Origin of the sequence: Pandoraea sp. SD6-2, from assembly GCF_000389825.1 — a bacterium.
Taxonomy (GTDB): domain Bacteria; phylum Pseudomonadota; class Gammaproteobacteria; order Burkholderiales; family Burkholderiaceae; genus Pandoraea; species Pandoraea communis.
The window spans coordinates 398,689-411,496 of record NZ_KB944454.1 but is presented as its reverse complement, the minus strand read 5'-3'; the positions used below and the strand labels follow the sequence as shown (position 1 = coordinate 411,496).

11 protein-coding genes are annotated in these 12,808 nt (G+C 65.1%); 2 read left to right on the top strand and 9 right to left on the bottom strand.

The genetic code is table 11. The features are described from left to right. Positions 1-26: 26 nt before the first annotated feature. Positions 27-1,316, bottom strand: a complete 1,290-nt coding sequence (locus C266_RS18230; RefSeq protein WP_010804890.1) for an MFS family transporter — start codon at positions 1,314-1,316, stop codon at positions 27-29. 520 nt (positions 1,317-1,836) lie between these two features. On the opposite strand from C266_RS18230, the gene C266_RS18225 reads away from it, so the two are divergent. Both C266_RS18225 and C266_RS18220 read left to right on the top strand, forming a co-directional pair. Beyond that, positions 1,837-2,784, top strand: a complete 948-nt coding sequence (locus tag C266_RS18225; RefSeq protein WP_010804891.1) for a glyoxylate/hydroxypyruvate reductase A — start codon at positions 1,837-1,839, stop codon at positions 2,782-2,784. Positions 2,785-2,788: 4 nt separating this feature from the next. Then, positions 2,789-3,520: a GntR family transcriptional regulator gene (locus C266_RS18220; protein ID WP_010804892.1), complete on the top strand. Its 732-nt coding sequence runs from the start codon at positions 2,789-2,791 to the stop codon at positions 3,518-3,520. Between the two features lie 28 nt (positions 3,521-3,548). Here the strand turns inward: C266_RS18220 and C266_RS18215 are convergent, their stop codons facing one another. From C266_RS18215 to C266_RS18180, 8 genes are all read right to left on the bottom strand, one after another. Next, on the bottom strand, positions 3,549-5,213 hold the full coding sequence (locus C266_RS18215) for an ABC transporter ATP-binding protein (protein ID WP_010804893.1): 1,665 nt from the start codon (positions 5,211-5,213) through the stop codon (positions 3,549-3,551). Between the two features lie 48 nt (positions 5,214-5,261). Next, positions 5,262-6,050, bottom strand: coding sequence for an SDR family oxidoreductase (locus C266_RS18210; RefSeq protein ID WP_010804894.1), 789 nt, complete (start codon positions 6,048-6,050; stop codon positions 5,262-5,264). Beyond that, complete coding sequence (locus C266_RS18205; RefSeq protein WP_010804895.1) at positions 6,047-7,609, bottom strand: class I adenylate-forming enzyme family protein; 1,563 nt, start codon at positions 7,607-7,609, stop codon at positions 6,047-6,049. The genes C266_RS18210 and C266_RS18205 overlap by 4 nt, the downstream gene beginning before the upstream one ends. Positions 7,610-7,660: 51 nt before the next feature. Next, positions 7,661-8,581, bottom strand: a complete 921-nt coding sequence (locus tag C266_RS18200; protein ID WP_010804896.1) for an ABC transporter permease — start codon at positions 8,579-8,581, stop codon at positions 7,661-7,663. Positions 8,582-8,620: 39 nt separating this feature from the next. Then, entirely contained in the window at positions 8,621-9,613 is a 993-nt protein-coding gene (locus tag C266_RS18195; RefSeq protein WP_010804897.1) for an ABC transporter permease, read from the bottom strand. Between the two features lie 13 nt (positions 9,614-9,626). Next, complete coding sequence (locus C266_RS18190; RefSeq protein ID WP_036663722.1) at positions 9,627-11,276, bottom strand: ABC transporter substrate-binding protein; 1,650 nt, start codon at positions 11,274-11,276, stop codon at positions 9,627-9,629. A gap of 86 nt (positions 11,277-11,362) precedes the next feature. Further along, a complete protein-coding gene (locus C266_RS18185; RefSeq protein WP_010804899.1) occupies positions 11,363-11,794 on the bottom strand; it encodes a PaaI family thioesterase in 432 nt (143 codons plus the stop codon). After that, positions 11,791-12,807 (bottom strand): zinc-binding dehydrogenase, encoded by a 1,017-nt coding sequence (locus C266_RS18180; RefSeq protein ID WP_010804900.1) that lies wholly within the window; start codon positions 12,805-12,807, stop codon positions 11,791-11,793. The genes C266_RS18185 and C266_RS18180 overlap by 4 nt, the downstream gene beginning before the upstream one ends. Position 12,808: the final 1 nt, after the last annotated feature.

The window sequence follows — 12,808 nt, the reverse complement described above, 5'->3', positions numbered from 1 at the left end:
TGCGGCGCTCGCCCCGGCCATCGGGATCAATGCTCGTGATGCAGGTACTTCGCCTGACGCGGCAGTCGCAGGCTCACGAGGAACGCCACGATCATCATGCCGGTCACGTACCAGTAGAACGTCGGCTCCATGCCGGCCTTCTTGAGGCCGAGCGCCACATATTCGGCCGAACCGCCGAAGATGGCGTTGGCTACCGCGTAGGCCAGACCAACACCCAGCGCCCGCACTTCGATCGGGAACATCTCCGCCTTCACGATGCCGCTGATCGACGTATAGAAGCTCACGATGGCGAGCGCCAGACAGATCAGAAGAAACGCCGCAGTCGGGCTCTGCACCGTCTTGAGCGCCGTGAGGATAGGCACCGTGGCAATCGCGCCGAGTGCGCCGAAGAGCAGCATGTTGTTGCGGCGGCCAATCTTGTCGGACAGCATGCCGAAGATCGGCTGCATGCACATGTAGACGAACAGGCAGCCCGTCATGATGTAGCTGGCCGTTTTGATCGGCATGCCGGCCGTGTTCACCAGATACTTTTGCATGTAGGTGGTGAAAGTGTAGAAAATCAGCGAACCGCCGGCGGTGTAGCCCAGCACCGTGAAGAACGCCGCCTTGTGATGGCGGAACAGCCCGGCAATCGAGCCCGCGTCGCGATTGTTGCGGCTCGCACTCGTCGACGTCTCGTGCAGCGTACGACGCAGCATCAGGGCCACGACCGCCGTGATCGCACCGACCACGAACGGAATGCGCCAGCCCCAGGCCTTGAGTTCGGCCTCATCGAGCAGTTGCTGGAGAATCACGACCACGAGCACGGCGAGGAGCTGACCGCCGATGAGCGTCACGTACTGGAACGACGAGAAGAAGCCGCGACGGCCCTTGAGCGCCACTTCACTCATGTACGTCGCCGTGGTGCCGTACTCGCCACCGACCGACAGGCCTTGCAGCAGACGCGCGAGCAGCAGCAGCGCCGGAGCCCAGTTGCCGATGCTGGCGTACGTCGGAAGCGACGCGATCAGCAGCGAGCCGAAGCACATCATCGTCACCGAGATGACCATTGAGTTCTTGCGGCCGTTGCGGTCGGCGATCCGGCCGAAGATCCAGCCGCCGATCGGTCGCATCAGGAAGCCGGCCGCGAAAATCCCCGCCGTATTGAGCAACTGCGCGGTGGGATCGGAACTCGGGAAGAACGCCGGCGCGAAGTAGATCGCGCAGAACGCATAGATGTAAAAGTCGAACCACTCGACCAGATTGCCCGACGACGCCGCGACAATCGCGAACACGCGTTTGCGGACTTCTTCCGGGGAGGGCGGTTGGGTGGCCATGGCGGCTTCGGCTGTAGCTGTGTCTCTCATTTCTACTGGCGATGGGGTATCGCATTGATAACTACGTTTGCAACATGACGCGGAGTCGCGTTTGCCTCATATGCACTTCATATATGAATGACCAAACCACTATCGCGTCGCGGGGGCGGGGCCACTATAGCGGGTGTCGGCGGGGGCCGACAATGCCCGCATGCCGGATTGATTGTTGTGAATATTGAAATAATCGTGTCGATTGTTGCGTCGCAGCATGGTGATGGTGCCCGCCGGACGGCGGGTTGCGCGAACATCCGGGGCGTTTCAATAGCCGGGCCAAGACCTCTGAAAGCCGCAAAAATATTTTTGGATGCACGACGGCGCATGCGGGCCGGTGGGCTTATGCGCGAACGTCGTGTGCATTTCTGTGGTGCATTCATAAGCATTTCGATAAGAAATGCTTAGACGCGAACCACGTGGCCGGTACGATCGGGGGCCGCATATCTCAAAGCCTCGCGCCTTTTCGTGAGGCGCCCCTCCCGAAGTCATGCAAGGCGATACGTTATTGATCAAGTCGGGCGGCGCTGCCGCACTGACCGAGTGGCAGCACCATTTCGCGCGGCTGATGCCCGGCCTGCGCGTATATGGATGGGACGATCCGTTCGTCGATGCGCGCTGCGTGAAGTATGCGCTGGTCTATCAGCCCGAGCATGGCCGTCTTGCGCACTATCCGCGTCTGCGCCTGATCCTGAGCGCTGCCGCCGGCGTCGACCATATTCTTGCTGACCCGGCGCTACCGGCGGACGTCCCTATCGTCCGGATGGTGACGCAGGAGACACGCGAGCGCATGAGCGACTTCGTGACGTTCGCCGCGCTGGCCGCCGTGCGCGACATGCCGGCCATCGTTGCCGCGCAGCGAGACGGCCGATGGGCCAACGAGCTGACCGGACGCCTCGCCCGCGATACGCGCGTGAGCGTGCTCGGTCTGGGGGAGCTGGGGCGTGCCGTCGCCACCCGTCTGCATGCCAATGGTTTTCGGGTCAGCGGCTGGGCGCGTGCGCCGAAGGCGCTTGCCGATGTGCGGGTGTTCGCCGGGCAGGCGCAACTCGACGCCTTGCTCGCCGAGACCGATATTCTCGTCAATCTGCTGCCCGACACGCTCGCGACGCGAGGCATTCTCGGGCGCAAGCTGTTTGCACGTCTGCCGGCTGGCGCCAGCCTGATTCAGGTGGGGCGCGGGGCCCATCTCGACCGGCAGGCGCTGATCGACGCGCTCGACAGCGGCCGTCTGCGCTCGGCCGTCGTCGACGTGTTCGACATCGAGCCGTTGCCGCCCGACGACGCGTTGCGGCGTCACCCGAAAATTCTCGTGACCCCTCACGTCGCGTCGAGTGTGTCGTATGCGGCGCGGGCACGTCAGGTGGCCGACGTGCTGGGTGCACATCTGCGCGGCGCACCGCTGCCATTCGTCTACGACGCTCTGCGAGGGTACTGACACCATGCCCTCTGCCTCACGCGACACCGATGACACCGCAGCGATAGCGCGCGGCGACGACGCTTACGAACGCATTCGGCATGACGTGCTGACCTGCGTCATCATGCCGGGCGCTATCGTGAGCGAGGCCGAGTTGATGCGTCGTTATGACATCGCGCGCACGAGTTGCCGCGTGGCGCTCGTGAGGCTTGTTCATGAGGGGTTTGCGCGCGCAATTCCGCGACAGGGGTATCGCATCTCGCCGATCACGCTGGCCGATGTCGAGGAAATCTTCACCTTGCGCGCACAGCTCGAACCGATGGCGGCAAGACTCGCCTGCGGCAATGTGGACACCGAATTGCTCCAGCGTCTGGACGACGCCTGCGAGGCGCCTCACGTCCACGAACCCATCGGTCATCAGATCGAGTGGTTTCTGCACACCAACCGGAAGTTTCATCTGACGATTGCCGCCGCGAGCGGAAATGCGCGGCTCTATCGCACGCTGGCCGCGCTGATGGACGACATGGCGCGCCTTGTCTCGCTCGGCTTCGGCGTGCAGGGCATCCGCCCGCGTATCGAGCACGATCACCGGGCCATCATCTCGGCCTTCGTGACGGGTGACGCCGCCCGCGCGGAAGCGCTCGCACGGCAGCATATCGAGACCTTTCTTCAGCAGACCAAGGATCAGGTTTTCGCCAGTCTCTCGACATCGGGCACCTGGCTGCCGTACTTTTCGATTGCCGATCTTCGCCGATAGGCAGGCCGTACGCCCACCCCATTTCGCCTTATGCGGCGGAGCGCGTGCCGGCCGGTACGCTTTGCTCCCGCCGTCGGCCCGGAATGGCGTCGAGCAGGGTGCGCGTATAAGGATGCGACGGCGCGCGGAAAATCGCCGCAGTGTCGCCATACTCGACCACGCTGCCCGACTTCATGACGGCGAGCGAGTCGCACAATTGCGCTGCGATGCGCAAGTCGTGCGTGATGAAGATCATCGACAACCCCAGCTCTGCCTTCAGACGGGCGAGCAGCCGCAGCACCTGCGCCTGGACCGAGACGTCGAGCGCAGAGACCGGCTCATCCGCCACCAGCACTCTCGGACGCATCGCCAGCGCACGTGCCAGCCCGATGCGCTGCCGTTGGCCGCCCGAGAATTCATGGGGGAAGCGATCGAGCGCGTCGGCGCTCAAGCCCACGAGTTCGAATAGTTCGAGCGCATGCTCGTGCGCCTCGCGCGCCGGTTCGCCGCGCGCAATCGGTCCCTGCGTGACGATGTCTCCGACCCGGCGACGCGGATTGAGCGAACTGAACGGGTCCTGAAACACCATCTGGATATCGAGCGCCGTACGACGCGCGCCGGCGTCGAGCGCAGTCGAGGCCAGATCGGTGTCGCGATAGAGGATGCGACCCGCGTCGGGCGTCATCAACCGGAGAATCGAGCGTGCCAGCGTCGATTTGCCCGAACCGCTTTCGCCGACGATCCCCAATGTCTTGCCATTGCCCACTTCGAGACTGACATCGCGCAACGCCGCTGCCTCTGCCTGCTTCCTCTTGCCGAGCCAGCCATGCTTTGCGTAAGTCTTATGCACCTGCTCGATGCGCAATACGGGTGGCGTGCCGTCGTCCCGTTGGGGCGTGGTGGCACTCACCGGCCCCGAGGGGGAAGGCAACGCAGGCACCGCTGCGATCAAGGCACGTGTGTAGGCATGGGAGGGGTGCGTGAGGACGGCATCTGCGGCACCTTGCTCGACGATCTCGCCATGCCGCATGACCGCGACGCGATCGGCGATTTCCGCCACCACACCGAAGTCGTGCGTAATGAATAGTACGCCGGTGCCCTTGCGTTGCTGAAGCTCGCGGATGAGGGTGAGAATCTGCGCCTGCGTGGTGACGTCGAGCGCTGTGGTCGGCTCGTCTGCAATCAGGAGTTCGGGTTCCAGCGCGAGGGCCATCGCGATCATGGCGCGCTGACGCTGACCGCCGGAGAGTTCGTGCGGATAGCGCTTCGCGGCCTCCGAGGGCGACGCAATGTGCACGGCGTCGAGCCACGCCAGCGTGCGGGCGCGAATGGCGCTGCCCGGCAGGCGAGTGTGCGTGCGATACACCTCGGCGATCTGGTCGCCGATGGTGCGCAGCGGATTGAGCGCGGTCATCGGCTCCTGAAAGATCATGCCGATGCGCGCGCCGCGCCAGCGGCGGCGCTCGGCTTCGGCCAGTGTCAGAAGATTGCCTTCGCCCTCCCATGCGATCCGCCCCGCGCTGACTTGCACACCTGAAGGCAGCAAGCCGAGCAAGGCGCTGGCGGTCATCGATTTCCCCGAACCGCTTTCCCCGACCATACACAGAATCTCCCCGCGCGCGAGCGAGAACGAGACGTCGCGCAGTGCCTGCGGGCGATCTGCATTGGGCGGCAGGTCGAGGGTGAGATGTTCGACGTCGAGCAGAGTGGTCATGGTGGGCTGTCCGTAAGGTTCGCAACGGGTAGCGAAGCAGCGTGGCGCTCAGAGGCGCTGACCGCCGCTCGCGTCGAGGGATTGACCGGTGATCCAGCGGCCGGCATCGCTGGCGAGAAATGCCACGATGTCGGCGATGTCGCGCGGCTCGCCAACGCGTCCCAATGCGACGGTCTGCGCAATGGCCTCGCGCGCGACGGGATCGCTCGCGCGCTTGTTCAGATCGGTGGCCGTGGCGCCCGGCAGCACCGCATTGACTGTGATGCCTCGTGCACCGAGATCGGCGGCGAGCAGCAGCGTGAGGGCTTCAAGGCCGGCTTTCGCAGGCGCATAGACGCTCATCTCCGGGTAAGCCGCGCGAGTCCCCATCGAGGAAATGTTGATGATGCGACCGCCGTCGCGCAGATGACGCAGCGCGTGCTGGATCAGAAAGAAGGGCGACTTGAGGTTGACTTGCAGCACGCGGTCGAAGACTTCAGGCGTCACGCCATCGATGCGCGAGCGCAATCCCACACCGGCGTTGTTCACGAGGATGTCGAACTGCGGGGGCAGGTCATGGGCGGCCAGCGCATCGGCGAAACGCTCCACCAGTGCGAGCGCGCCGTCGGCAGACGCCAGGTCCGCTTGTACGGCAAACGCACGGGCACCGCTCGAGCGCAGTTGTGCGACGAGTGTCTCGGCGTCGCTCGCCGCCGCGTTGTAATGCACGCCGACGGTCGCACCGCGAGCGGCGAGTGCCGTGGCGATGGCGCGTCCGATGCCGCGGCTCGCGCCGCTCACAAGCGCGACCTTGCCGTCGAGACGGATCGGATCGGTGGTATCGGGCAGAAGACTCATGACGCGAGGGCTCCGGAAAGTGCGAGGTTGTTGTCACGGTCGTCACTCCATCCACGAGAGGCTTCGAGCGTGCGGGCCTGTTGCAGCAGGGCGTGGCGATCGACCTTGTTGGTGCCCGCCCACGGCAGTTCGGCCACGAAGGCCACGCGGCGCGGGTGCTGATACGCGGGGCCGTTGGCGAGCGCGTGTTGCCTGAGAGCTTCCACGCTCAGCGTGCTGCCCGACTGACGCACCACGAAGGCGACGGGCACGGCGGCGCGCTCCTCGTCGGGTAGCGGCACGACGCTGGCCTGCCGCACTTCCGGGTGCGCTTCGAGCAACTTTTCGACTTCCACCGGATAGATGTTCTCGCCCGCGCAAACAAACATGTCGTCGGCGCGCCCGACGAAATAGAAGAAGCCGTTGGCGTCGCGCCGCATCACGTCGCCGCTGTAGTACCAGCCGTCGTCGAGCACCTGCGCCGATTTCTCCGGCAGACGGTGATAACCGCGCATGACCGCCGGGTTGCGCATGCACAGCACGCCCTGAGTCGCATCGGGGCCGTCGACGAGCTTCACGGCGTCTGGCGAGAGCGGGTAGCCGAGCGCGAGCGGCGGCAGCGCAATGCCGTCAGGGTGCGGGCCGAAGATGCTCGGCCCGGCTTCCGTCGTGCCGTAACCATGGTGGATGTGCGTATGTGGGAACGCGGCCTGAATCCGGTCGAGCAACGCAGCGCTCATCGGCGCGGAGCCGAGCATCACGCGTTTGAGAGCGGACACGTCGCGTCCGGCGAGCGTCTGGGGATCTTTGACGAGGCGGGCGAACATCGTCGGCACGGCGGTCAGCACCGTGATCCGATAGCGTTCCAGCGCGTCGACATACGACGCCACGTCAAACGACGGCAGGATGACGAGCGTGCCGTTCGCCGCAAACGCGCGCTTCGCCATGAAAAGGCCATTCATATGAAACAGCGGTTGCGCAAGCAGATAGCGCTCATCCACCGCGTTTTCGGGGCGCACGTAAGTGGCGCCCAGTGCCCAGAGTTGCCCCGCATGCGTGAGCGGCACACCCTTAGGCTTGCCGGTCGAGCCGGACGTGTAGAGCATTTGGGCGACGTCGTCGTGCGAGGGACGTACCGAGTCGAAGCCGGCCGGCGGAATCTGCGCAGCGAAGCCCTCGGGGCCGTCGTCGTCGAAGTCGATGACCGGCACGCGCGAGGCAAGCGCATCGTGACGTGCACCGTCGACAAAGGCGAGCGAGATACCGGCATCGTCGATCACGTAGTCGAGAATCTCGCGCGATTGTTTGATATTGACCGGCACGGCCACGTACCCGGCCCGCATGATGCCGAAATAGGCGATCAGATATTCGGCGCGGTTAAGCGATGCGATGGCCACATGCGCGCCGTCGGGCAGGCCGCGCGCGCGCAGCGCAGTGGCGACGCCGCCTGCCAGCCGATCGATCTCGGCGTGCGTGTAGTGACGCGGTTGATGATCGTCCCGAAGGTCGATGATCGCCGTCGAGTCGAGGTTGAGGGTTCGGTCGACGAGATCGCCGAGGTTATGCCAGCGGTGAGTCATAGGAATCGGAAGCGCAAAAAATGGGACATGGGGCCGGCGCGGGAGGCGCAATCAGCGCTTTCGCAGCGCGGGGTTCAGAGCGTCGTTCAGGCCGTCGCCCACGAGATTGAGCGCGAGAACGGCGAGCATGATGGCGAGGCCCGGTTCGGCACACAGGTACCAGGACGAGCGGATCAGCGTACGGCCTTCGCCGATCTGCCGGCCCCAGCTCGCCACGTTCGGGTCGCCCAGTCCGAGAAACGACACCACCGATTCGTAGAGAATCGCGCCTGCGACCACGAGCGTGCCCATCACCAGTACCGGCGGCAGCGCATTCGGCAACACCTCCCGCAGCGCGATGCGCCACGGCGAGAGCCCGACGGTGCGGCATGCCTGCGCGAACTCGCGCGACTTGAACGACAAACATTCGGCGCGCGTGAGGCGGGCGATGGCGGGCCACGACACCAGCGCCACGGCGATGATCGTGTTCTCGATGTGCGGGCCGAGAATGGCGACCACCGTCAATACGAAGACAACATTCGGCACGATCTGGAACAACTCGGTCAGACGCATGAGCACTTCGTCGATCCAGCCGCCCCACCAGGCTGCGATGGCGCCGATGGACACACCGATGACGGTAGCGGCCACGCTCGCGACAAGGCCGATGGCGAGTGTGGCGCGCGCACCGTGCACGAGCATGGCAGCGATGTCGCGGCCGAGCGCGTCGGTGCCGAGCGGGTATTGCCATTGCTCGAAAGGCCAGATTTCGGGTGCAGCGACGATGCGCAGCGGATCGCCCGGATACCACCATCCGGCGCACAGCGCGACGAAGACAACGACGGCGAGCAACAACGCTCCCGCGAGTGCGCCGCCGTGGCGGGCGAATTGCCGCCAGAAGCCAGCCCTTCGCCGTGACGGACGATGCAGGGCGAGCGTGGCGGACGATGCGCCCGTAGTGCGTGTGTCGTGTGCGGGTTCGGCGGAAGACGTCATGGGACAGACCGGTTCGTTACGGTAAAGCACTGCGGAAATTCAAGAGGCGTGCGTGCGAATGCGAGGATCGAGCCGTGTGTAGACGAGATCCACCGCGATGTTTGCGACGATGACCAGCGCCGAGCTGAGCACGAGCAGTCCCAGCACCACGGGATAGTTGCGGCTCATCACGCTGTCGAAGAGCACCCCGCCGATGCCGGGCCAACTGAACACGGCCTCCACGACGATGCTGCCCCCCAGCACGGTGCCCAGTTGCAGCCCCAGCAGAGTGATGACCGGCAGCATCGCGTTGCGCACCATGTGCCGGGTGATCACGGCGCGGCGCGTGAGACCTTTCGCCTGCGCGGTGCGCACGTGATCCTGACGAGCGACTTCGAGCATCGACGCGCGCATGACGCGTGCATACGTGGCGGCATAGAACAGGCCGAGGGTCAGCGCGGGCAGTGCGAGGTGATGCAGCACGTCGAGCGAGGCGTGCCACGCGCCGGCGGCCCCCGTGCCGTAGTCCATGCCGATGGTCGTCATGCCGCCTACGGGAAACCAGCCGAGCTTTACCGAGAACAGGATGATGAGCATGATCCCCAGCCAGAAGCTGGGGGCCGCGAAACACACGACGGCGGCGACCGACACGAGTGTGTCGCGCCACGTGTTCACGTTGACGGCAGCGACGACGCCAGCCGTCACGCCGACGATCACGGCGATGGCGAGGCTCGCCAACATCAATACCAGCGTGGCGGGAAGATGCGCCATGATGACGTCGAACACCGGCAGGTTGTGGCGATACGAGTAGCCGAGATCGAGATGCGCCACCGCATCGATGTAGTGGAGCAGTTGCTGCCACAGCGGCTTGTCCATGCCGTAGGTCACGCGCAGACGTTCGATCAGCGCGGGGTCCGTGACCTGCTGTTCGGCGGTCATGACGTCGAGCAGCGTGCCCGGCACCGACTGGATCAGGCAGAAGTTCATGACGATCACACCGAGCAGCAGCGGAATCGCCTGCACGACTCGGCGCAAGAGCAAGCGCGTCACCATGACAGCGGTCTCCTCACGAGGCGAGCCAGACGTCGGCCAGCGCGTCGCCCTGCACGTTGGCGCTGGTCGTCGCACGCCGCACGTTGGTGCGCGAGAGCGTGAACGATTCCATCTCGACCAGCGGCACGAGTGGCACATCGGTCGCGGCCAGACGCGCAAAGTCGTGCGCGAGCTTCTGCCGCTTCGTGTTGTCGGTCTCGACGGTAAGACGGTCGACGAGCGTATCCATCGCCGGATTCGAATACCCGGTGGCATTGCGGAAAGCGGCGCCCTTGACGATGCCGTCCGTCGTATAGAGCTGCGTGACTACCGGCACCAGCTCAAGCGGTGCGGTGAAGTTCGACACGGCGATGTCGTAGTCGTAATCGCTGTAGATGCGCTTGAGCGACGTAGCGCGGTCGAGCGAGTCGAGTTTCACGGTAATGCCGACGTCCTGTAGCGCCTGCTTCAGATACTGGCCGAGCTTGGCGTTCTCTTCGAACCACGCGGCGGCCACCAGATTGATCGAGAAGCGCGAGCCGTTCTTGCGTGGCAGACCGGCGGCGTCGAGCAGTGCGTTGGCCTTCGCGGGGTCGAACGGGTACTTAGGCACGTCGTCGGTGAAGAACAGCGGGTTGCTGCGGAAAATGGGCGAGACGGCCGGCTTGCCGCGACCGAAGTAGATCGTGTCGATGATGAACTTGCGGTCGATGGCGTGCAGAATCGCCTGACGCACTTCGCGCCGCTTGACGTGTTCGCGTCGCTGATTGAACTCGACCGTCACTGTCCACGCGGCATTCTCGTAGCCCTTCGTTTCCACCGCGATCTTGCCCGTCTTCACGAGCCGGTCGATGTCGCGCGCTGGCACCGGATTGGAAAACGCGACACCCAGCTCACCGGTCTCGAGCGCGGCCGAGCGCGATGCCGGATCGCTCCACCAGCGAATGATGAGTTTGTCGGGGTACGGTTGTGCGGCGTTCCAGTATTGTTCGTTGCGCGCGTACGCGACGTGGCTGCCCCGCACCCACTGGCCATACTTCCAGGGGCCCGTGCCGATGGGCGCGTTGTTCAGGGGGTTCGTAATGATGTCTTTGCCGGCATACAGATGCTTCGGCACCAACACCTGATACTGCCCGGCGAGAATCGACTTGAAGAAGAACTCCGGCACCGGCGTGGAGAATTCCAGCTTGACGGTGTGCGCGTCCGGCGCGCTCACGCGCTTGAGCGCTTTGAGTGCAACACCTGCGGCAATCGGCTTCCAGTGCTCCTGCACGTTGTAGACGACGTCGTCGGCCGTGAAGGGCTTGCCGTCGTGCCACTGCACGTTCTTGCGCAGCGTGACGGTGTACGTTTTGAAGTCGCTCGACGCCCGCACGTCCGTGGCAAGCACCGGCTGGAACGCGAGCTTCTCGTCGATCTTCAGCAGCCGCTCGAGAATCTTCGTCGATGTCATGAACGGGCTGGAGCCGCCACCGCCCGGCACGAAGAGCGCCTGCGGTTCCAGTCCGCCCCAACTCGCCACGAGCGTGCCGCCGCGACGCGGCGCGGCATCCGCAGCTATCGCCTGGGTAGGCGAGACGAGCCAACCCGCGGTGCCCGCAAAGGTGGCTGAGGTGGCTGCCAGCGCACCGCTGGCGCTGCGATACAGAAACTGACGTCGGGAAAGGCCCCGGGGATGACGCATGATGAACTCCGGAAAACGCGGCGCCCGTGCGTTCCCGCCGGCGCCTTCGATACTCAAAGCGGTGATCGTTGCCGCGCGCGCGTGTCTCAGGCGGGCGGCAACGTGGCGTAGCTCGCGCGGCCGATGGCGACCAGCGCGCCCTGTGCGTTGAACAGGTCGACGTCAGCTACACCGATGCTCTTGCCGAGACGGCGCACTCGGGCCACGGCGCGCAGATCGGTGTCGATGGCCGGGCGCAGGTAGTCGACGCGGAAATTGACCGTCGGCAGACCGCGTCCGACGAGCATGCCCACGGCGAAGTCGCCGACCGTGTCGATGACGGCCGCGAGCGGTCCACCGTGCCATTGACGCGTGCCGGCGCCGCGCTCGAACGCGGCCTGAAACGGGATATGGACGTCGATGGTCTGGGCGTCGTGATCGAGCGCCGTGACGCGCATGCCGAGCCAGGCGATGAAGGTCGAGTTGTCGAAGGCTTGCTGTACCTGTTCGACGGACAGGGTCGTCGTCGCCGTGCTCATGCGCCCACCAGTACCTTGCCGACGATCTGGCGGTTTTCCAGCGAGGCGAGGGCTTGCGCACCGGCTTCCAGCGGCCACTTCTTGTCGATCAGCACGCGCAGCTTGCCGCTGGCGACCAGTTCGAGCAGTTCGTGGAGGTCTTCGCGTTCCCAGCCGTTCGAGCCGCGAATCTGCAACTCGAACGTCCAGATGAAGCGCAGGTCTTCCTTCGGATCGAAGCCCGCCGTGGCGCCGCAGGTCAGCACGCGGCCGCCCTGACGCAGCGTGCGCAGCGAGCGTGTCCAGGTGTCGCCGCCGGTGAAGTTCACAACGACGTCGACGCCGCCATTGACTGCTGCCCCGCGTCGGCGCGCCGCTTTGCCGTAGCGCGCCCGCACCACCTCGACGAAGTCTTCCTCGGTGTAGTAGATGATGTCGTCGGCGCCCAGTTCGCGCAGGCGTTCGCCCTTCTCGCGCGACCCGGCACAGGCGATGACTTCGGCACCTGCGAGCTTCGCGAGCTGCACCGCGCATACGCCCACACCGCCGCTCGCGCCGAGAATCAGCACGCGCTCGCCGGCTTTGACCTGACCGATGCGATGCATCATGCGCAGCGCCGTGCCGTAGGCGACAGGCAGCGCGGCGGCGTCGTCGAACGATACGCCGTCGGGCAAACGAACGAGTTGATGCTCGGGCACGCGGCACCGTTCGGCCAGACCGCCGTGGGTCGTCTCGCCAACGAGGCCGCCCGTCACACGATTGATCGGATCGACCAACACCCGATCGCCGACCGACCAGCCCTGCACGCCGGGACCGATGCTCGCGATTTCACCCGCGACGTCCAGCCCGATGATGACCGGGAACGGCAGCTTGATGCCGGGCATGCCGCGGCGGGTAAACACGTCGTGATAGTTCAGCGAGGACGCGCGCACGCGCAGCACCACTTCGCCTTCGCCCGCAACGGGATCGGGAAAGTCGGTTTCCAGTTTCAGACGGTCGTTGTCGCCGTGTTCACGCAATACGATGGCTTTCATG